Genomic DNA, 20,843 nt, shown 5'->3' on the forward strand with positions numbered 1-20,843 from the left:
CTCACCTCCGGCGCGCAATCCCTACCGGCTCGTTCGAAATGATAACGTTTTTTGTTAATGATATGACTCCAAAAAGATATGGGTACACGGTAGCACTCCAAAGGAGAGGGTTCCTGATTTGTTTATTTGAGATCTATTTTATTCTGAAACGTTTCTCTTAAAGTCCTCTCCTTTGGAGAGGGCAGGGTGAGGCCCCTACTGAAAAGTATACTTCACCCCAACACCCGGCGCTATATCAAAAAATGGTCCGGTTGCTACCTCAAGGCGCGGGTTAAGATCAAGGCTTACGGCTATAGGGCTGTTGGGGATCACCCACTCCAGGCCTAAAACACCATCGGCACCTAACAATAGGTGGCGGTCTTTATAATACTGGGCGTCGCTGCCAAAACGTTTGTAATAGCCGCTGCCCATTGAACCGGCATGGCCGCCAAAGCCATAAAAGAAATTCAGCTTATCAACATTAAAAGCCTGTGTGTGGATCTCGTATAAACCGGTTATCACCAGGCCATGATCGCGAATGCCTAAGATGCCTTCAATGGCGGTAGTTTTATCAAGAAAGAATTTTCCGGATGGGCCAATTTCATAAGCTCCGAATTTAAGGCCAGCGGCAAACTTATAATCCTGGGCCTGTGAACGTGTGCTGAGCAATAATAATGAGGCCGAAAATAATAGCAGGTAAGTTAATTTTTTCATGTAGTAGTTTTAAGTAAACAAATAAACAGGTAATGTAAAAGCATATCAGCTTAACGCTGAATTAACGCCGTTTGGACATAAATGTTCCTATAAATAAACGCCGGAATTAACGTTTTATGGCTTTGTAAAGAAAAAACTACGTTGATAAACGCTCATTTAGCTGATTTTCAGTCGAAAATATTGAAGCAGTTTTACTGGATTTATGCTTGTAAATAGATTACTTTAGTGAAAATAAAATTTTTTTAGATGGCCGGATATAGCTTTAAAATAAGGAATAGGAGATACTTAACACTGTTTTTAACGTCTGTTTTTCTTGTACAGGCTGGATGTGTGCATGGCCAGTTGGGTATTAACAATAGTGGCCAATACCGCAACGGCATGGTGGTATGCGCTTACCCCGATGCGGCACAGGTTGGTATTGATATTTTAAAGAAAGGTGGCAACGCTGTTGATGCCGCGGTTGCTGTACAATTTGCACTGGCCGTGGTTTATCCCGAGGCTGGTAATATTGGCGGCGGCGGCTTTATGGTTTTCAGGTCGAAAGATGGTAAAACCAATACATTGGATTTTAGGGAGAAGGGGCCCGGTGGCGCAAGTGCTAATATGTACCTCGATTCCGCCGGGAATGTGATCCCTGATATGAGTTTATACACCCATAAGGCGTCCGGCGTACCCGGCTCCGTTGATGGGATGTTTGAAGCCCACAAAAAATATGGCAAACTTAAATGGGCCGACCTGGTACAACCGGCTGTTAACCTTGCCCGCAACGGGTTTAAGCTAACTAAACGCGCTGCAAGCGATTTAAACCATACTGCTGCCCAGTTTACCAAACTCAATCCCGGTAAAACTTACCTGTTAAAAGACGGAGGCTGGAAAGAAGGCGACCTAATGGTACAGGAAGATCTGGCAAAAACGTTTGAGCAAATCCGGGATAAAGGGCGCGATGGTTTTTATGATGGTGTGGTTGCCGATGAAGTAGTTGCCGAAATGAAGGCCGGCGATGGTTTGATCACTAAAGAAGATCTGAAAAATTACCATTCCGTTTGGCGTAACGCGATTACCGGGAATTATAAAGGCTATAAAATTATTACCATGCCGCCGCCATCAAGCGGTGGTATAGCGCTGTTGCAATTGCTGCAGTCGGTAGAAAAATATCCTTTGAAAAGATTTGGCTATAACCAGGATTCAACTATCAGGCTGATTGTGGAGGCCGAGCGCCGTGTTTATGCCGATAGATCAAAATACCTTGGCGATCCTGATTTTTTTAAGGTGCCTGTTGATAGCCTGCTTAAACCGGCCTATATCGCAGCTCGTATGGGCAGTTTTAGCTGGGATGCGGCTACTCCAAGTACCAGCATCCAGCCGGGTACTTTTGTTGGTTATGAAAGCGACCAAACCACCCATTATTCTATTGTAGATAGGGAGGGCAACGCGGTATCTATTACCACTACGTTGAACGATAGCTACGGTTCCAAAATATTTGTAAAAGGGGCTGGCTTTTTGCTTAATAACGAGATGGATGATTTTAGCTCAAAACCCGGCGTACCTAACATGTACGGACTGGTGGGTGGCAAAGCCAACAGCATCCAGCCGGGTAAGCGCATGCTATCGTCAATGACACCGACTATTGTTGAAAAAGATGGCAAATTATTTATGGTAGTAGGCACTCCGGGAGGGTCGACTATTATCACATCGGTTTTTCAAACAATATTGAACGTTATTGAATTTAACCAGAACATGCAGCAGGCTGTAGCCTCCAAACGTTTCCACTCGCAGTGGCTGCCAGACGTGATCTCTATCGAAAAAGATGGTGTTGATACTGCAACCATTATGAAATTACAAGGTAAAGGCTATAAAATAAGTGATAGAAATGCCATAGGCCGCGTAGATGCCATCCTTAAAACCCAATGGGGCTACTACGAAGGCGGTGCCGACCCGCGGGGGGATGATACGAAGTTGGGTTATTAGTTCATTTGTTCACTGGTTCATTAGTTCATTGGTAAAAAGTTCTTTAGCAAAAACGCGGAAGTGAGTTTTTATTGCCGACGGACAAGAATGATGAAGGTTTGATATTTGACAAGACCAATGAACTAATGAACCAGTGAACCAATGAACGTTCATGAACATTTAGATTTGCGTAATCAATCAGCATTTCTTACGTTTGGTATGCATGCATAACAGCGTAAAACACCAGGAAACCATTGATTATTTTTTAAAGATTGTATGGCAAACCGTAGCTAACAGGTATAATCAGTTGGTTACCGAGTTTGGTATTACACAATCTATAGGTTACCTGTTGATTAATATCGACGAAAAAGAGGGGACTACGGTGTCGCAGGCTGCTGCTTTGCTGGGCTTAAAATCTACCAGTTTATCCAGGATGCTTAGTCAGTTGGAGAAAACAGGGTTGATTTACCGCGAATCAAACGCCGGTGATAAGCGCTCGGTAAAGATCTACTTAACAGATCTTGGAAAAGAAAAACGCCACCAGGCCCGCGCTGTGGTTAAGCAATTCAACAACTACCTCGATTCCCACATCAGCGAAGCCGATAAACAATACCTCACCGAAATGCTGAAGAAGATCAACAAACTCACCATCAACTACAAACCTTAATTGGCCATTAGGTCATTGGCTGCGCAGTCATTTTGCTGCGCGTCATTGAGTCATTGTTTTACGTAATTGAATATGCAAATCACCCAATGACTAATGACAGCAAAGCGAAATGACCAATGACAAAAAAGCGAGGCCAATCCGGAGTAATTTTTATGGAGATAATGCGTTTTGCTTAAGAGAATTATCGTTGAAAATACGTTTTAGCCCCGCTTTTTTAATATCAATGTGTTAAAAAATGTTAAGCTGCCGTTTTTCTATTATAAAAGAATAAATTTGCCTTTTGAAAAAATGAACAGGTTACCGGTTTTGTTATTGCTAATGTTGGTTTGCTGCGGCGCATGTAAAAAATCGGCCGACGCGCAGTTGCAGTACAATATACAGGCTGGTATTGATGATAAGATCATCAGTGATTACGTAGCCGCCCACCCGGAAGATAGTGCCAAGCGAATTGATACTACCGGTGTTTATTACATTGTGAAAAATGGCGAGGAGGGATCTGGTAACGATTTATTTACCAGTTCAACAACTATAACGGTAGGGTTTACCGGACAAATACTCACCACTGGTTATACGTTTGCGCAAACTAATAATTTTCATCCTTCCTATACATTAGGAAGTGTTATCAGGGGATGGCAGATAGGGATACCGCAGATTAAAAAAGGTGGCAAAATAAGGCTGTTGATGCCATCGCGATATGCATATGGGCCATATGCGCAGGATTCAATACATTTGCCGGCAAATTCGGTGCTTGATTTTAATATACAGTTATATAATGTAACTAACTAACGATAAAAAGTGGCAAAGCAATTTTATGCGCAGATGCCGGTAATGAATAATATAAATGAACCGAGCCTAAGGGCGAGCTCCATTTGACAGTTGAAAAAGCAAATAACTTAAATGAAACAAATTACTTTTACGCTCTTAGTTCTTATTTCGGTAGGTTTACTATCATGTCGCAAAACGGCAAACGATCCAAACATCACCCAATACGATAATAACAACATCCAGGCCTATATTAAAGCCAATAACCTTACCGGAATGGTGCGTGATACCACCGGTGGTGATACAAGCGGCATTTATTACCAGATCCTTTCGCAAGGTTCTACCGCAGGCGCGCCTTTCGCCTATTCAGATACGGTGAAATACGTGTTTACCCTAAAATCATTTGATGGTAAATACAACTCTGTTGATTCATTAACAAGTAACCACTACGATAGCTTTTTGGGCCACATTAATCAAAATGGTTACCCAATTGGTTTGCAGTTAGCCATTCATAATGTGATTAAGTACAAAGGTACAAGGGCAAGGATTTTGATCCCATCCCGTTTAGCTTACGGTATTAACGGTTACGGATCGGGTAGTTCAAGCAACGTGAATACACGTATTGCGGGTAACCAGTGTTTAGATTATTACATCAACGTATATTCTGATCAAAACCTTTATGACGACCAGGTGATCAAAAATTACATGGCAACCAATAGCCTAACCGGCTTTACCAAGGCAACCGGAGGTTATTATTATAAAGTTTCGGTGCCAGGGACCGGTACCGACCCAATTGATCAATACACAGCATTTACTGCCACTTATACAGGTTTGTTTTTAACAGGCACCGCTTTTGATAGCGCCAATGCTACCACCGCCACATCATTTGATTTTTCGGGTAATGGTGGAAGTGGTTATATCCCTGGTGTTACACAGGGACTTTTAGGTTACACCGCTGGAACTGCAGTTACACTATTATTGCCATCGCGATATGGCTATGGCAGAACAGGTACTACCGGTATTTCTGTAAATGATTGCCTTCGCTTTGATTACACCATAGCTACAATCACCAACTAATATTATTTGACTAAAGCTATTTTAAAAGCTTTTAAACAACGCTCACGTGCAAAAGCGTGATCTACAATGGGTTTAGGATATTTGCTGAAATCGGCATATTCCGGAACCCATTTTTTTATGTACTTCAATTCCGGGTCAAACTTTTTAGTTTGCGATTCGGGGTTAAAGATCCTGAAGTAGGGTGCGGCATCGGTACCCGAGCCAGCGGCCCACTGCCAACCGCCTACATTGCTGGCCATCTCATAATCTAACAGTTTACGTGCAAAGTAATGTTCGCCCCAGCGCCAGTCAATCAGCAGATCTTTGCTTAAAAAGCTGGCTACTATCATACGCACGCGGTTGTGCATAAAACCGGTGGCATTTAATTCGCGCATGCCGGCATCTACAATGGGGTAACCGGTTTTACCTTCGCACCAGGCTTTAAACTGCTCTTCGTTGTTCTCCCATCTGATGCGGTCGTACTCCGGTCTGAAGGCGTGATCCATCGTGTGCGGAAAATGGTGCAGGATCATCATGTAAAACTCCCGCCAAATCAATTCGTTTAACCAGGTTTTATTAGGATAGCCATGCGCGGTTTTAGCCAGCTCACGGATGCTTACGGTGCCGAAGCGCAAGTGCAGGCCAATGTGTGAAGTGCCTTCAATGGCAGGGAAATCGCGTTTCTCTGCATAATCACCAATCACATCGGTATATTTTTGATCGGGGAAGTCGGCTTTGCTTTTTTCAAAGTCCATATCCTGGAGCGATGGTATGGGCAGGGCCTTGGTTTTAACCAGGTTTTTAAAATACTTTTCGGTAGGGTAGGCCTTCAGGTAAAACGGTTTCAAAGCAGCGTACCATTTACGCTGATAGGGCGTATAAACAGTGTATGGTTTGCCATCATCCTTGGTTACCTCATCCTTTTCAAATATCACCTGATCTTTAAAGGTTTTAAACCCTATGTCATGTCTGGCTAATTTTGCTTTAACCGCCTCGTCGCGTTTGGTTGCATATGGCTCATAGTCGTGATTGGTATATACAGCGGCAATGTTATGTTCTTTAATGATCTTATCCCAGGCATGTTCGGCTTTGTCATAAATTACCAATATACTGCTGCCGTGTTTGTGCAACTCTTTGTTAAGGGCCTCTATGACGTTATATATGAAGGTAACACGGGCATCATCTTTATCCTCTAATTCATCAAGGATCTCTTTATCAAAAATAAACAAGGGCAAAACGGGGTTGCCACTTTTGAGTGCGTGGTATAAGCCAGCATTATCATTTAAACGAAGATCTCGGCGAAACCAGAAGACGCTTACCGGGTTTTTATTATCCATAAATTTCTTTTAACGCCGCTGCCAATTCAGCATATTTAAAACTAAAGCCAGCATCCATAATTTTTTGTGCCGATGCTTTTGTACTGCCTAAAACAAGGGTGCTCATTTCGCCCAATAGCAGCTTGAGCACAAACGTGGGTACCTTAGGTGCCCATAAAGGTTTGTGCAGTTGTTTGGCTATGGCCTGGGTCATTTCTTCGTTAGTAACCGGATTTGGCGCCACCATATTGTAAACACCCTTGAGTGTTGGATGTTCTACGCCGAAAAGGTACGTATCTGCGACATCCTGCCAATGGATCCATGGTATCCACTGCTTGCCGCTGCCAATAGGCGAACCTACAAAAAGTTTTACCGGTAAAGCCTGAACAGGCAATGCACCGGCATCTTTATCTAAAACCACGCCGGTGCGGAATTTTAAAATGCGCAAACCTAACTTTTCGCCCTCGTCAACGGCCGCCTCCCATTCTACACAACACTGCCCTAAAAAATCACCGGCAGGAGGGCTATCTTCTGTCATCAAATCATCCCCTCGGTCGCTGTAGTAGCCTATGCCCGATGCTGAGATCACCGATGTTACTTTATTAGCCCTGTTTCTGATCAGGTCATAGATCAGGCCAATTGATTTGGTCCTACTTTCGGTGATCAGCTTTTTGCGCTCATCTGTCCAGCGTTTATCAGCAATGCCGGCCCCTGCCAGGTGGATGATGGTATCAACCCCATCAATACAATGTTCGTCTATTGTTCCTTTGGCAACATCCCACAGGTAGGTTTTTACATCCTTATTTTTACCCGGCTTCCTGCTCAAAAAACTTATGGTATAGCCCTTCGCCAAAAGCAGCCTACTCAAATGCCCTCCCAATCCGCCGGAACCGCCTGTTATTAATATGTTCATCGTTTTAGTCATTCGCTGTGCGTCATTTACTGCGTGTCATTAGGTCATTGGCATATCGGTAATAGGCAAAAAATGACCTAATGACGTAAAGCAAATGACTTAATGATTAAATCCCCTCCCCGTAATGTATAATTTCTTTAGCCATCCCGTTAAAAATAAACAGGTGGAATGGCCACATGGCGTACCAGTATAACCGGCCCCATAGGCCATTGGGCCTAAAGGTAGCAACCTGGCTCAGGTTTTTTTTACCATTGCGTTCAATTATTTTAAATTCCAGCCAGGCTTCGCCGGGTAGTTTCATTTCGGCGTAAAGCAGCAGGCGTTTGTTTTGTTTATCGGCCAATAAAACCCGCCAAAAATCTATTACATCTCCCGGCCCTATGTTGATGCTGCTGGTGCGGCCACGCCTTGAGCCAACACCGCCAAACAGCTTATCCAAAAAGCCCCTGATGTTCCAGATCCAATCCCAGTAATACCAGCCCCGGTTGCCGCCTATCGACATAAAATTGGTAAACACATCCTGGCTTTCCCGCTCGAAGGGAATTTTAACCTTGTATTCCAAAGTGCCATTCTGCGGTACTTTAATCTGATCCATAAAATTGGAATGAAGATAACCCTGGTTAAGGGCATCTTTCCAGCTGGATACAATGGAATTTTGCTCTATTTTAACAAAGGCCAGGTTAAGGGCTTCCTCATAGGTAAGGCATTTGCGCGCAACAACATCATCAATGCTATGATCGTTCATAATGGTTTCGTTTTTCATGCTGTTCACCAGGCTTTGGGCAAGGGTGTAGCTGGTAGATGTTACAAAGTACAGCCAGTACGATGATATTTTAGGTGACAGGAATGGAATGATAAAAATATGCCGTTTAAGATTACGCACTTTGGCGTAAATGAGCATCATATCCTTAAACGATAAAATATCCGGCCCGCCGATGTCAAATGTTTTATTGAAAGTTTTTTCGTTGAGCATCACACTTTCCAGGTAACCAAGTACATCGCGGATAGCTATGGGCTGGCAGTGCGTATTTACCCAGCGCGGAACAGTCATGATAGGGAGCTTTTCGGTAAGATCGCGAATGATCTCGAAGGAGGCACTGCCCGAGCCTATGATGATGGCTGCCCGTAAAACAGTTAAGGCTGATTTGCCTTCCATGAGCACATCCTCTACATGCCTCCGCGATTCGAGATGTCTGGAGAGGTTATCATCATTGGTAATCCCGCTTAAAAATATGGTTTGCCTGCAATGGGTTTTATCCAGTGCGTGTATAAAGTTATAGGCCGATAGGGCTTCCAACGCCGCAAAATCTGCTGATTGCGCCATGGAGTGCACCAGGTAGTAGGCTGCGTCAATATCTTCGGGAAAAACTTCGATGTTTTGTTCTCTTAGCAGATCGCCGGTAATGAGGGTAACCTTATCGCTAAAATCGCTGTGTTCATGAAAGCGACGTTTATCGCGCACAAGGCAAACTACCTCGTGCCCTTTCTCCAGTAAAACCGGGATCAGCCTTGTTCCTATGTATCCGTTGGCACCGGCAAGTAAAACCTTCATGTTAGGCACAACAACCTAAAAGGCAGGCTGTTTTAAATAGCTTACACCTGGGGCTGATAGATATGCAATTACAACTATGCGCTCTGTTTCTTTTTGCCTACAGTATATGAGATTAACTTTTTGATCTTAAAGTTTTCCATTTCGTAGATGTCGCAATAGTACATGTCGCAAAGTATGCCCTTGCTTGTGGTGCAGGCAATCTCGCCGCTAACGGCTATGGTATCTCCATCAACAATAATGTGGTTTTTGATGCTGGAGGTTACTTTTACTTCCTTGTGATCGTTAAAGAACTTTTTGATGGTTTCTAAGCCGATATATGCCTGATCGCCCAGAAAATGCCATTCGGCGTCATCAGTCATGTGGCCGGTAATAACGTCGGAGTTCCCTGTGTCAAAAGCATCGATAACCTGCACAATGATTTCTTTGTTTGTCATAGCCTTTGGTTTTAATTGGTTTACAATAACAAATATCAGCGTTGGTACCGATGTTACGAATGTGTTATAACGACAAAAAAGAGGGGATTTGCGACGGGGCCTGATAATTTATTTAGTAGAGTCTGGAATTATCATCCTATCTCAAAGCAAGTAGTTAGAGCCCAGCCTTACGAAGTTTCTAAAACTTCGTAAGGCTTTCGCCGCTTTGTCATTTTTGCGGGTCTCTATATCCAATGTCAGGATGGTTATTTTGTATGTTATTAAAACTTCAAATTATTGTGTTTTATTTTATCCCGATTTTAATCTTAATCAGATAAAGAGATTTTCTATGCTATTCAAAAGTCTCCCCTTCAGGGGAGATTTAGAGGAGCATAAACATCTCAATTGTCCGTTGCAGATCCTTAGCCGGTACTACGCCGCTTTGGCGCCATTTGGTTTGTCCGTTTTGAAATATCATCAAAGTTGGTACGCTTTGCACCCGGTAGGCACTTGCGGCCTGCGGGTTTTTGTCGATATCTATTTTAATGATCTTTACTTTATCGCCTAAGGCGTGTTTTACATCCTGCAATATGGGCGGCATCATTTTACACGGGCCACACCACTCAGCCGAAAAATCGACCAGTACCGGAATTTCTGATGCTATAATATCCTGAAAATTTGCCATAGGATTTTGCTTTTTAATTCATGAATGATGACCCATAACTTATGATCATCATATGTAAATATAAACCATTAACGCAGCTAAAAGTTTAGGTATTATCCTCATTTCAAATAAAATGACTTTTAATCCATCAACTACTAATCATCGGCTATCAAAGCTTATATTTACTGTATGAAAACCAATATTTACCTTTTACTGCTCTGTGTAGTACCCCTGTTTTCGTCGGCACAGGATAAACCAACTGTAATCCCGCTATGGGCAAAGGGGGCACCCGGCTTTGAAAGCCGCCGTAATGAGCCGGAGCAGGCAAAAGATTATTGGGTAAAAAATATTCATAATCCATCGTTAACTGTATTTACGCCGCCCGCAGGTAAAGCCAATGGTGCGGCCATAGTGATTTGCCCAGGTGGTGGTCATCGGTTGCTGGTTTATACCGCCGAAGGTATTGAGCCAGCCAAATACCTTAACAGCTTAGGCGTAACCGTTTTTGTGCTGAAATACCGGCTTGGTCGCGATACTTTATCGCCCTATAAAATTGATGTACATGCCAAACAGGATGGCTACCGCGCCATGCGCCTGGTACGGAGCAAAGCCGCCGAATATGGATTGGATACCAACCGCATTGGGATGATGGGATTTTCGGCAGGCGGCGAGGTGGTGGATATGGTTGCTTTTGGCGATGGCAAAGGTGATCCGAACGCGCCCGACCCGATTGACCGACTAAGCGCCAAACCCAAATTTTTGATCCAGATTTATCCTGGTCCGCTTTATATTCCTGATGTAATCCCTGCAGATGCGCCGCCGGCGTTTTTATTGGCTGCCAACGATGATCCCTGCTGTGCCGTACCGGTGGTAAGTCTGTTACAGCGATACCGGGAAGCCCAAGTGCCCATAGAGGTACATATTTATACCCAGGGTGGTCATGGCTTTAACATGGGCAACCGCTCAAAACTACAAACCATCAGCACCTGGCCCCAACGCATGGCCGATTGGCTTGCCGATAATAATTACCTAAGCCCGGCAAGTGCTGAGCGGAAAAAGATACTGCATTGATAAAAAAATGTTCATTGCGAGTTTTAAAATTCGGTGGACTGCGAAGGTGGAAATGACAAAGCGAATTGAACCCCAATGTCATGCTGAACTTGTTTCAGCACCCCACTCGCTAAGTATACATCATGCTGGTTACCTGTCCTTTGGGGTCCCGAAACAAGTTCGGGATGACTTCCGTTTTACAACTTGTCATGCTGAGGAACGAAGCATCTATTGTACGACTTGCATGTTCGCCTTTAAAGTTCGCGAATAGATGCTTCGTTCCTCAGCATGGCAGGGTAGAGGGGATAGTTTGTTACGTCATTCTCACTTTCTAAAGTCAGCTGGATTTAACAACTTACAGCAATGACGTTATTTATTGTGTGTAGAATATCTATAGCCCCCTGCAAATCAAAAGTTCCCCCTTCAGGGGGTTAGGGGGCTTTTGCCTCAATGAATCTTATAACAACTTTCGGTAAATGCCGTACGGCGCGATGCCGCGTATACCACGTTGTTTAATACCTGGTAGCCGGTAGTGATGCTTTGCATTTGCCGGGTTAATATCACGCCGGTTGTATTATCAATTACATAAACACCATTGGTATTGCTGTTGGTGTAAGGCTGGCGCTGTGCGCTTTCAAAAGCAATGGTGGTTGTTTTATCATCCTTAGCCTGTATCCAAAAAGTGTTTTTGATTTTGGTGCTGCCATCGGTAGCGGTATCTGCCCAGGTATAGTTTTTTTGCATAGCTACCATAGCCATAGAGTTTACTGTTAAACCAAGACTGCTGCCTTTAACCAGTCGCTCGGGCTGTAAGCCGGTAAATGCAAACAGGGTATCATTTACTACCTGGTTACCCTGGCCGGTAATTTGGGTGATAACGTCATGGTTGCTAAGATTAACATTAGCTGTTTGACCAACCATGTCTGTTAATCTTTTTTGGATAAATGAACTGGTATCTGTAGGGCTATCTGAATTGTATTGCATGGATTTGCCCATGGCAAAAAGGGTATCGGTGATGCGTTTGGTAACTACGGCAACCGCGAAACCGGTATTTGATTCCCCGGTTACATTATAGGTTTTGGTTACTGATGAATTGCTTTTGATATCAAACTTCTGATCGCCGCGCTGTAACACGGTAGTTGAGTTTACCAGCGTAGTTTTTTGAAATTCATCTCCTTTTTTGAACGATAGGGAGTGATGCTCATCGGCTACAGCTACTGTTACATGCGGAATGACAGTTGTGCTTAAAGATGTATTTGCAGGTAAATCGTTTACCTTTTTAAGGCTGGTTTTTTGTGATGCCGTTTGCGCAACGCAGATGCCCGTAAAGCCCGCAAGCATAAGTGGTAAAATGGCTTTTATGGTATAGTGATATGTTGTCATTGGGTTGGGTTTTAAAGTGTTTATTGATCATAGTTCATAGCCGGTACCTAAATACCGGCCATGAACTGTTAACCAAAACTATACGCTGATTAATGCAATGGTTTTAAGCCTGGTATTGGTGGCACCGGTGGTATTGGCGGTACAGGCGGTATTGGTGGTACCGGCGGTATTGGCGGCAATGGTGTTATCGGCGGCACCGGCGGAATAGGCGGTACTGGTGGAATAGGTGGCACTGGCGGTATTGGCGGTACCGGCGGTATAGGTGGCACTGGCGGAATAGGCGGCACCGGCGGTATTGGCGGTGGCGGCGTTATAGGTGGCACCGGCGGAATAGGTGGCACAGGTGGAATAGGTGGTACCGGTGGTATTGGCGGTACTGGCGGAATAGGCGGCACCGGTGGTATTGGCGGCACCGGCGGAATAGGTGGTACCGGTGGTATTGGCGGCGGCACATTCCAATCCGATTGACCATTTTTACTTTGAGCGCTGGCATGTTCTCTCCCAGCTACCATTGTTGCTGTTACAAACAATGATATTACTATCAGTTTTTTCATATTGTAAAAGTTTAGTTGTTGTTGATTAATCGGTTTAACGAAAGTGGTACACCAACAGAAAAAGCAAGATTGGTTTTGTCGCCCGAATACCTGGTTAAATTGGCCACCCCGATACCGAAGCTGATCGGAGTTTTAAAAGGCCTTATCCCAGCCGAAAATCCTAAGTTCATACCGGTCCATTCGGCATTTACGTTGACGTGTCGTATTACTTCAAATGATACGCTGCCAAATACGGCAGTGCCATGCGTTCCTTTTCCGTTGGCAATATCTTTAGGGCTTTTTTCATAAAACCTGCCGCTGCCTAAACCTAAAGTGTAAGTAAGTCTTGAGCAGCCTGGTGTTAATGAAGGTATAGTTTGTACCGCGTGGCTTATAGCCATAAAGAAAGTAGACCCGGGCGCATCTGATTGTACTTTGCTGGCAAACATTTGCAGGGCACCTGCCGATATGCTTGTTCCGGCAAATAGAAACCTGCTTAAAATAAAATTGCCCGAAAAGTCGCGAAATTTGTGCACGTCGGTCATGTTTAAACTGGCCGCAAAGTTTACGGCCGATACGGGGTTGCCCACGCAAAAGCCTGCCGAAGCTATCAAATCGGCTTTGTTATCCCGGTATAATTCGGGATAAGCGGCACCTAAGCCACCAAAAATGTAACTACCGTATCCTCCAAAACCTGAAGGGGTTAGTAATGATCCGGGAGCATCACTTGGATAAAGCTGGCCCTGGCTTACATGTTGTGTGTCCGGCGCTGTTACCGGTGGTAAGGGGGCCAAAAAGGCATCTATTTTTTGCTTCAGTTCTGTTTCAAAAGCATTTTGACTAAAGGCTGATTGTGCAAACAGGCAAAGCACTACAATGGTGCAAAACGTGAATGACTGCAGCTTGAATTTGCAAATCATGGCTGAGGGATTAGGTTAAGTATAACTTAGGCAATTGGTTTGTGGTAACTGTGTACGATTGAACGTTTGGTTGGTTACGTTAATCAGAAACCTAAGCTATGTAATTTTTTGTAATAGAGTGATTTGGCTGGATGATTTGGTACTTTTAAAAATGCCCTGCATTTCTTAAAGTACCGGCATTTATGGTGGGTGTTTTACCAGTTTGCCGTAGGTTTTAAATAGTGATAGTTTTTTCATCGTGACTTTAGGTTGTTTTTTATATCACAATGTTAAGGAGCTGCAATAGGCTACGCAATACAAAGCAGTTGGTATTTTTAACTGTTGCAGGTAAAATTAAAAGTATGAACAACTCAGAGTCTGTTTAAATTTCTTTGAAGAATATTTTATATGATCTATGAGGCGAATATTCATCGCTCAATCAGTCAAATGTGGGATGTATCGTCCTGAAAAAAGTTTATACTTTTATTGAAAAGTCCTGTGATTGGTTTACACATAATTTTCTAAAATAGAGTTAAATAACTGATAATCAGTTAGAAAAGTGTTCCATGCTTGCGTGTTTTGAAAAAACTTAAATCGCTTATAATCAGGCAGAAAGGTGTTCGGGGCGTTCCACCCGTTCCGGCGGAACGGTAACAAGGTAATGCATAGTACCCCAGGGTATTTACCTGCCAATCAATCCCGGTTCAAATACATTTTTATCCATCGGCGCATTGGGTACTAAATCGCGATAGCTTTCTACCTGTAGTAATTTATCATTGATGTAAAAGCTGCATTTGGTTTCGCTCCAGGCTTTTTTAAGCGGAACCTGGGCTTCAAAAAAACCTTCCTCCTTGGTGCCGCCATCGTATTTAATAAAACGTACGGCTACCAGTTTTTCCTGGTCAATCCAAAGCTGGTTTACTTTATCGCCGTCTTTATCGGCACCTAAAACATAAACTGGTTTGTCTTTCCATGTGCTGGCATGAAATTTTGTGAGATCATAATTCAGGTCCTTAAAATGCAGCAATACCTGCTCAAACGATTTGGAGTATAGGCCTCCCAAAAAAAAGATGAGTTCATTCTCGCCTTTGGATGCTCGTGCTATCTTGTTATTCCTGAATGAGTAAGTTGAGTCGTGCCTGAAAATAATGCCGTTGGCGCTTTTTTCGGTACCTATATCAATCCGTAACAGATCCGGGTACATGATCTGCTCGTACCAGGTATCTGTTTTAATAAGCGAATCATTGCGGTACCGCTCGGTAGTTTGGGTAAACTTCAGGGTTTTATGCCAAACACCATGGTAGCGTTTAAACATACTTTGCAATACACCTATCGAACTATCGTTTCTTGATGTTGTAAAAGAACAAAGGGTAAGCAGGAGGATAGGGTATAGTTTTTTCATGTTCGATATTTGTCTGACTCAGAATTTTCAGAATTAATGAATTAGTAGAATGAAACTAATAATAATTCTGTGCATTGTGAAATCCTGTAAATTTCTGATAGCGCATTCAACTATTTAAGCAGCAATGCCTTGTTGCAGCAACAGGAATAATGAAATTGCAATGGCGCGGAGACTAAATCAAGTATCAACGCTTCTAAGCCAACCCATCCCCGCCTGCAAATACCAATAAACAAATGAACCAGTGAACCAATAAACCATAATGTTAAAGTTTGTTAACGCAGGTGCTTAGGTTGTAAATGGTCTTATCTTTATGTTACTATCACCATAATCATTATTTGCATGCTCAAAAATTACTTTAAACTGGCCTGGCGTAACCTTTGGAAAAACAAAGTTTTTTCCATGATCAATATCTTTGGTTTATCGGTGGGTATTGCTTTTACTATGCTGATAGGTGCTTATATCTGGACAGAACTGCAGGTTAACCACCAGCTTAAAAATGCCGGTAACCAATATATTTTGATCAGCACCTGGAAAGATCCTAACATGGGGCCGGATATTGGTTCGATAGCGCAATTGCCTAAAACCTTATATACAGATTATCCTACACTGGTGGCCAACTATTATCATTTTGATGCCGTGAGTACCAATGTATCAAAAGGGGATAAGCATTTTCGTGAGGCGTTGCAATTGGGTGATAGCACCCTGCTTAAAATGTACGGCTTTAAGCTTTTACGGGGCGATGCGAATACCGCGCTTAATGATCCTTTTTCGGTAGTAATGACCGCCCGGATGGCCATTAAATATTTTGGACGCACAGATGTGGTTGGACAAACCCTGAATTTTGAAAGCTTCGGTGGCGATAAGCACGATTTTACCATTACCGGTGTGCTGGAAAAATTGCCCAAAAACAATGTGACCAGCCTCAACGCCAGTAACATCACAGACTTTTATTTTACATCGGCCTCGGCTAAATACTTCAAGCGAAACCTGGACGGCTGGAACAATACTTTTAATGTGGGTTACATCGAGTTAAAAAATGGTGTAAACCCCAAAACTGTTGATAAAGCCATTGCCGACCTGATCCATAAGAACGCGCCGGAGCAGATCAGTAAAAACCTGGTGATCCATGCCGTTGCGCTACGTACTTACAACCTGGAAGCAAGTGGCGGTATCATCAAACATATGAGCTATACTTTGGCTTGTATTGCCCTGTTTATTTTGTTGATGGCGGTCATCAACTTTGTAAATATTTGCATTGGCCGTTCATCGGGGCGCATGAAGGAAATGGGCATCCGCAAGGTTTTAGGCGGTTTACGTAAGCAGTTGATCTGGCAGTTTTTAACAGAATCGGTATTAATGGTGATCATCGCCGGTATTATAGCTATAGGCGTATTTCTGCTGGCAAGGCCATACTTTAGCCGGGTGTTGGACGAAGAGATCACCAGGTTATTTGCCTTCCCCCTTTATTTTTTACCCATATTTTTATTGTTTTTGCTGTTTGTTGGCCTGCTTGCTGGTCTTTACCCGGCGTTGGTACTATCGGCCTTAAAATCTATCGATTCATTAAAAGGGAAATTAACGTCTGTTAAAGAAAGTGTGCTGTTCCGTAAAACGCTGGTGGCATTTCAGTTTGGTACAGCGGCTATGGTGTTTATTGGTGCTATCATTATTTCGCAGCAGGTTAATTTGTTTTTTAACGGTAACCTGGGTTATAATAAAGATTACGTGATCTATGCCCAATTGCCGAGGGATTGGTCGGCCAAAGGGGTGCGAAAAATGGAAGATACCCGGTTTAGGTTATCGCAGTCACCAAAGGTAAAAAGCGTATCCCTATCCTGGGAAATTCCGGATGGCAATGGCGGCGGTGGTAACCAGGTGTACAGGCAGGGTGCAAATCCGGCACAAGCCATTTCGGCTGATGGATTTGCTACCGATCATCAATATGCCGAAACTTATGGTATCCCTTTAAAAGCAGGCGTGTTTTTTAAACCGACTTACAGCGCCGGCGATTCGACCCAGGTTGTGATCAACGAAACCGAAGCAAGGGTGCTTGGTTATAAAACGCCGGATGATGCCATCGGGCAGCATATTATGTTTACCGGCGGGCAAAACGTATTTACCATTTGTGGCGTTGCTGCTGATTATCACTTTGGATCGATGCAGAACCGTATCCTGCCGGCTACTTTTTTCAACGTTAATTACACCACATTTTACCGATATTTTTCTATTAAGCTAAAGCCCGGTAATATGGAGGAAAGTATAGCATCGCTGCAAAAGGAATGGGCTAAAGAGATGCCCGGCGCGCCATTTGAATACAAATTTGTTGACGATGCGTTAAACGGCTTATATAAAACCGAAGTTCAGCTAAAACAGGCTGCTTACATCGCTACTGCATTGGCCATCATCATTGTATTGTTAGGGGTATTGGGCTTGATTTCCCTAAGCATTCAAAAACGGACGAAAGAGATTGGTATCCGCAAGGTATTAGGTTCATCAGTAACGGGCATTATCAGCCTGTTTATGAAAGAGTTTTTAAGTGTGATAGCCATAGCGGGATTAATAGCCTGCCCGCTGGCATATTGGCTAATGAACAAGTGGCTAAATGATTACGCCTATAAAGTTGTCATCACCATAAACCCCTTTATGATAGCCGTAGCAGGGCTTGCTATAATTACCGCTATTTTGATAAGCTTACAAACCATTAAAGCAGCACTGGATAGCCCAGTGAAAAGTTTGAGGGCGGAATAAGCCCCCTCTAAATCTCCCCCGGTAGGGGAGACTTGTGATTGGGGGCTTTAATTGACATTTTTTAGAGCCCTCCCTACCGGGGAGGGTTTGGGTGGGGCTGTTTTTTACTTCGTTGGATCGTTTACCACGCCGGTAAACAGCACCAGGCCGGTTTTCATTTCGCGGATGGCAAATATGAACGGATGATCAAACTTGAAGTAGTTGGCTGGGGCTGCGCTGGTGCCAACTACTACCACCGTGACGGCGGCTGCTTCGGTACCCTCTTCGTTCACTTCAACATAAGCTTTGTGCTTTACCTCAGTTATTTTTAAGCCTCCGGCGGCGTTGAGGCGGGTAAAATCGGCAGCGTCACTAAACGCGTTTGCCATACCCAGGTTACTTAAAACGCCTTTTAAGGAGGTATCGTAACTGAATTTAAATTTAGGTAAGGTCACATCGATAGAACCAGCAATCAAACCACCCATCAGGCTTTGCCATTTGGCCGAATCAAGCCCGGCGGCGTAATCTTTTACCGTTGTTTTGGTTGGCATCAATAAAACCATACTGAATTTTTTGTTGGCGTAAGGGAGTTCCATTATGTTTACATCTGCATTGCGGGCATAGTTAGCCGCAACATCATTTTTATTCATCATACTTGCCTGTGCAGTACCGCCACCTGGCAGGTAAAAATTATCCGGTTTGGTTTTAGCCGCATCAAATTTATCAGCCCATGTACTTTTAAAATAAATAGCGTTAATCAGGTACATGATCACGTCTTGTGAAATGTTGTCAATAATGCTGGGGATTTTGCCGTTGGTGGCGGTGCTTACCCAGTTGTTAATGGCATCCTTGGTGGCTGCACTACTAAAATCGGCGCTTTGCACTTTAGCATTATAGCTGGTGGTGTTTACCTGTAAAAATGCCGGCACAGGTGTAAATGAGTTTTTGTACCAAATGGAATTGGCAATTTTAAGTGTTGTTTTGCTATCAAGCTGTGGCAGTTCGGTGATCAGCTTTTGGTAGTAGGCATTTACCTGGTCCTCTGTAAAATTGTTGAAGTTCATGGTGTTCCTGATATCATGCAGGGTTTGCCCTGCGGCACCATTGCTGGTCATGCCTATAGCCATGCTCACACTTAGTGGCGATAGAAACAGGTTATTATCGCCGTTGCCAGGTAAGGTTGCTTTAAATAGTTTTAAAGTAAAAGCATTGTCGGCGGCAACCTTTTGTTGCTCGGTAGCGGTAAGTATAAGATCCTTACCGGTATCAGGATTGTTGGTTACGCCTTTATTACAGGCACATAGCGTGATAAACGATAAACTAAGCAGCGTAAAGGTTTTGCGGATCATATATTAAGGTTTGTAAGTAATGTTACGGCATGTTAGTACATTACGCTACAGGCAGTTAATTTTATTTTTGTCCTATCCAAAACATAACAATTTATTAACCACGCGATTTTTTATTCATCTTAGCTTAGCCAATTATATTTTAAGTATGCAAAACCCTGTTAAACTATTACTTGCCGCCGCGTTGTGTTTGGCAACTGTTAGCGCAAATGCCCAAACCCGTGTTAAAAAAGCAGTATTCATTATTGCCGATGGTATCCCTGCCGACGTCATAGAAAAATTAAACACCCCGAATTTGAAACTAATTGCTGCCCAGGGGACTTACCTGCGTGCACACGTTGGTGGCGAAAAAGGAGGTTATTCGCAAACCCCGACTATATCTGCTAATGGTTATAATAGCTTGTTAACCGCTACCTGGGTAAACAAGCATAACGTTTGGGGTAACGATATTAAGGCACCCAACTATAATTACTGGAACATCTTCCGGATGTTTAAAAATGCTTACCCGGATAAGAAGACCGCCATTTTTTCGAGCTGGACGGATAACCGTACCAAGCTGATAGGCGATAAGCTGCCCGAAGCAGGTAACATTCACCCTGATTATGCTTATGATGGCTTTGAATTAGATACCGTAAAGTTTCCGCATGATAAGGCCGGCAATTATATGCACTTAATTGATGAGCAGGTGGTAACATCGGCGGCCACCTGTATTAAAGGTAAAGCGCCAGACCTGTCATGGGTGTACCTGGAATATACTGATGATATGGGGCATCGATATGGCGATAGTCCGCAATATTACGATGCTATTGAAAAAATGGATGCGCAGGTTGGCCGTATCTGGCAGGCAATTCAATATCGTCAGAAAAACTTTAAAGAAGACTGGCTGATATTTATCACCACAGATCATGGCAGGGATGAGCAAACAGGCAAAAATCATGGAGGTCAAAGCACCCGCCAGCGCAACACCTGGATGGTTACCAATTACAAGCCGCTAAACAATTACGCTAAATATTATACGCCGGGCATTGTGGATATCACGCCATCTATCAATAGCTTTTTAAATGTTAAAGTACCTGCCGGTCAATTGAAAGAGGTAGACGGGATTTCCCTCATCGGCCCCATATCTATAGCCCAGCCCGATGCCAATTTGGTACAAGGTTCACTTGACATAAGCTGGAAAGCGATGGATACCAAAGGCAAAGTAAAAATTTGGGTAGCCGCAACCAACAACTACAAAGAAGGTAAACCCGATGAATATAAACTACTTGCCGAAGTACCTGTTTTGCAGGAACACGCCCTGGTTGATGTTAAAAATATGCCATCAACCTTTTATAAGATTGTGATAGAGGGGGAATTGAATACGGTGAACAGGTGGGTAGTTGTTAAGTAGAGCCGAGAGTCAAGAATCAAGAGTTAAGATTTTTTAAACGAGGCTGTATCATAAATCATGATCAGCCTCTTTTTTATTACTAATGTTTTATTGCTGTAAATTCAAATATCTATTTATTGTTTAATTTGTT

General features: G+C 43.3%; 18 protein-coding genes. 7 read left to right on the forward strand and 11 right to left on the reverse strand.

Going from position 1 to position 20,843, the window contains the following annotated elements; translation table 11 throughout:
• Positions 1-195: 195 nt before the first annotated feature.
• Entirely contained in the window at positions 196-693 is a 498-nt protein-coding gene (locus FHS10_RS18255; RefSeq protein WP_259093201.1) for a hypothetical protein, read from the reverse strand.
• 246 nt (positions 694-939) lie between these two features.
• Here FHS10_RS18255 and ggt point away from each other — a divergent pair, with 246 nt between their 5' ends.
• The 4 genes from ggt (at position 940) to FHS10_RS18275 (ending at position 5,146) form a co-directional block, all read left to right on the forward strand.
• Entirely contained in the window at positions 940-2,661 is a 1,722-nt protein-coding gene (ggt, locus tag FHS10_RS18260) for a gamma-glutamyltransferase (RefSeq protein ID WP_259093204.1), read from the forward strand.
• Between the two features lie 202 nt (positions 2,662-2,863).
• Positions 2,864-3,307 carry a MarR family winged helix-turn-helix transcriptional regulator gene (locus FHS10_RS18265; RefSeq protein ID WP_259093207.1) on the forward strand — a complete coding sequence of 148 codons (444 nt, stop codon included), beginning with the start codon at positions 2,864-2,866 and terminating at the stop codon, positions 3,305-3,307.
• A 288-nt stretch (positions 3,308-3,595) separates the two neighbouring features.
• A complete protein-coding gene (locus FHS10_RS18270; RefSeq protein ID WP_259093209.1) occupies positions 3,596-4,093 on the forward strand; it encodes an FKBP-type peptidyl-prolyl cis-trans isomerase in 498 nt (165 codons plus the stop codon).
• A 111-nt stretch (positions 4,094-4,204) separates the two neighbouring features.
• The gene (locus FHS10_RS18275) at positions 4,205-5,146 is read left to right on the forward strand and encodes an FKBP-type peptidyl-prolyl cis-trans isomerase (protein ID WP_259093211.1); all 942 of its coding nucleotides are present in this window, start codon (positions 4,205-4,207) and stop codon (positions 5,144-5,146) included.
• Between the two features lie 2 nt (positions 5,147-5,148).
• On the opposite strand, the gene FHS10_RS18280 is transcribed toward FHS10_RS18275, so the two are convergent.
• The 5 genes from FHS10_RS18280 to trxA form a co-directional block, all read right to left on the reverse strand.
• Positions 5,149-6,462, reverse strand: a complete 1,314-nt coding sequence (locus FHS10_RS18280; RefSeq protein ID WP_259093212.1) for a cryptochrome/photolyase family protein — start codon at positions 6,460-6,462, stop codon at positions 5,149-5,151.
• The gene (locus FHS10_RS18285) at positions 6,455-7,354 is read right to left on the reverse strand and encodes a TIGR01777 family oxidoreductase (RefSeq protein ID WP_259093214.1); all 900 of its coding nucleotides are present in this window, start codon (positions 7,352-7,354) and stop codon (positions 6,455-6,457) included. The genes FHS10_RS18280 and FHS10_RS18285 overlap by 8 nt, the downstream gene beginning before the upstream one ends.
• A 106-nt stretch (positions 7,355-7,460) precedes the next feature.
• On the reverse strand, positions 7,461-8,906 hold the full coding sequence (locus FHS10_RS18290; protein ID WP_259093215.1) for an SDR family oxidoreductase: 1,446 nt from the start codon (positions 8,904-8,906) through the stop codon (positions 7,461-7,463).
• Positions 8,907-8,980: 74 nt separating this feature from the next.
• Positions 8,981-9,340, reverse strand: coding sequence for a nuclear transport factor 2 family protein (locus tag FHS10_RS18295; RefSeq protein ID WP_259093216.1), 360 nt, complete (start codon positions 9,338-9,340; stop codon positions 8,981-8,983).
• A 361-nt stretch (positions 9,341-9,701) separates the two neighbouring features.
• Positions 9,702-10,004 (reverse strand): thioredoxin, encoded by a 303-nt coding sequence (gene trxA / locus FHS10_RS18300; RefSeq protein WP_259093218.1) that lies wholly within the window; start codon positions 10,002-10,004, stop codon positions 9,702-9,704.
• A gap of 168 nt (positions 10,005-10,172) precedes the next feature.
• Between trxA and FHS10_RS18305 the strand changes: the two genes are divergently transcribed.
• Positions 10,173-11,054 carry an alpha/beta hydrolase gene (locus tag FHS10_RS18305; protein WP_259093219.1) on the forward strand — a complete coding sequence of 294 codons (882 nt, stop codon included), beginning with the start codon at positions 10,173-10,175 and terminating at the stop codon, positions 11,052-11,054.
• A 426-nt stretch (positions 11,055-11,480) separates the two neighbouring features.
• Here the strand turns inward: FHS10_RS18305 and FHS10_RS18310 are convergent, their stop codons facing one another.
• The 4 genes from FHS10_RS18310 to FHS10_RS18325 all read right to left on the reverse strand — a co-directional run bounded on the left by FHS10_RS18310 (position 11,481) and on the right by FHS10_RS18325 (position 15,250).
• Positions 11,481-12,416, reverse strand: coding sequence for a hypothetical protein (locus tag FHS10_RS18310; RefSeq protein WP_259093222.1), 936 nt, complete (start codon positions 12,414-12,416; stop codon positions 11,481-11,483).
• A 78-nt stretch (positions 12,417-12,494) separates the two neighbouring features.
• On the reverse strand, positions 12,495-12,875 hold the full coding sequence (locus FHS10_RS18315; protein WP_259093224.1) for a hypothetical protein: 381 nt from the start codon (positions 12,873-12,875) through the stop codon (positions 12,495-12,497).
• A gap of 106 nt (positions 12,876-12,981) precedes the next feature.
• Complete coding sequence (locus FHS10_RS18320; protein ID WP_259093226.1) at positions 12,982-13,869, reverse strand: hypothetical protein; 888 nt, start codon at positions 13,867-13,869, stop codon at positions 12,982-12,984.
• 661 nt (positions 13,870-14,530) lie between these two features.
• A complete protein-coding gene (locus FHS10_RS18325; protein ID WP_259093228.1) occupies positions 14,531-15,250 on the reverse strand; it encodes a hypothetical protein in 720 nt (239 codons plus the stop codon).
• A 339-nt stretch (positions 15,251-15,589) separates the two neighbouring features.
• Between FHS10_RS18325 and FHS10_RS18330 the strand changes: the two genes are divergently transcribed.
• Entirely contained in the window at positions 15,590-17,998 is a 2,409-nt protein-coding gene (locus FHS10_RS18330) for an ABC transporter permease (RefSeq protein WP_259093230.1), read from the forward strand.
• A 104-nt stretch (positions 17,999-18,102) separates the two neighbouring features.
• Here the strand turns inward: FHS10_RS18330 and FHS10_RS18335 are convergent, their stop codons facing one another.
• Complete coding sequence (locus FHS10_RS18335; RefSeq protein ID WP_259093231.1) at positions 18,103-19,326, reverse strand: serpin family protein; 1,224 nt, start codon at positions 19,324-19,326, stop codon at positions 18,103-18,105.
• 145 nt (positions 19,327-19,471) lie between these two features.
• Here FHS10_RS18335 and FHS10_RS18340 point away from each other — a divergent pair, with 145 nt between their 5' ends.
• A complete protein-coding gene (locus tag FHS10_RS18340) occupies positions 19,472-20,713 on the forward strand; it encodes an alkaline phosphatase family protein (RefSeq protein WP_259093233.1) in 1,242 nt (413 codons plus the stop codon).
• Positions 20,714-20,843 lie beyond the last annotated feature (130 nt).

This window comes from Mucilaginibacter dorajii, assembly GCF_024808255.1.
In the GTDB taxonomy this organism is placed as follows: Bacteria; Bacteroidota; Bacteroidia; order Sphingobacteriales; family Sphingobacteriaceae; genus Mucilaginibacter; species Mucilaginibacter dorajii.

Coding starts and splice junctions, on each gene's coding strand:
- FHS10_RS18330 (WP_259093230.1), top strand. CDS start 15,590: ATGCTCAAAAATTACTTTAAACTGGCCTGGCGTAACCTTTGGAAAAAC.
- FHS10_RS18310 (WP_259093222.1), bottom strand. CDS start 12,416: ATGACAACATATCACTATACCATAAAAGCCATTTTACCACTTATGCTT.
- ggt (WP_259093204.1), top strand. CDS start 940: ATGGCCGGATATAGCTTTAAAATAAGGAATAGGAGATACTTAACACTG.
- FHS10_RS18335 (WP_259093231.1), bottom strand. CDS start 19,326: ATGATCCGCAAAACCTTTACGCTGCTTAGTTTATCGTTTATCACGCTA.
- FHS10_RS18265 (WP_259093207.1), top strand. CDS start 2,864: ATGCATAACAGCGTAAAACACCAGGAAACCATTGATTATTTTTTAAAG.
- FHS10_RS18255 (WP_259093201.1), bottom strand. CDS start 693: ATGAAAAAATTAACTTACCTGCTATTATTTTCGGCCTCATTATTATTG.
- FHS10_RS18325 (WP_259093228.1), bottom strand. CDS start 15,250: ATGAAAAAACTATACCCTATCCTCCTGCTTACCCTTTGTTCTTTTACA.
- FHS10_RS18305 (WP_259093219.1), top strand. CDS start 10,173: ATGAAAACCAATATTTACCTTTTACTGCTCTGTGTAGTACCCCTGTTT.
- FHS10_RS18295 (WP_259093216.1), bottom strand. CDS start 9,340: ATGACAAACAAAGAAATCATTGTGCAGGTTATCGATGCTTTTGACACA.
- FHS10_RS18270 (WP_259093209.1), top strand. CDS start 3,596: ATGAACAGGTTACCGGTTTTGTTATTGCTAATGTTGGTTTGCTGCGGC.
- FHS10_RS18280 (WP_259093212.1), bottom strand. CDS start 6,462: ATGGATAATAAAAACCCGGTAAGCGTCTTCTGGTTTCGCCGAGATCTT.
- FHS10_RS18340 (WP_259093233.1), top strand. CDS start 19,472: ATGCAAAACCCTGTTAAACTATTACTTGCCGCCGCGTTGTGTTTGGCA.
- FHS10_RS18285 (WP_259093214.1), bottom strand. CDS start 7,354: ATGAACATATTAATAACAGGCGGTTCCGGCGGATTGGGAGGGCATTTG.
- FHS10_RS18290 (WP_259093215.1), bottom strand. CDS start 8,906: ATGAAGGTTTTACTTGCCGGTGCCAACGGATACATAGGAACAAGGCTG.
- FHS10_RS18275 (WP_259093211.1), top strand. CDS start 4,205: ATGAAACAAATTACTTTTACGCTCTTAGTTCTTATTTCGGTAGGTTTA.
- FHS10_RS18320 (WP_259093226.1), bottom strand. CDS start 13,869: ATGATTTGCAAATTCAAGCTGCAGTCATTCACGTTTTGCACCATTGTA.
- trxA (WP_259093218.1), bottom strand. CDS start 10,004: ATGGCAAATTTTCAGGATATTATAGCATCAGAAATTCCGGTACTGGTC.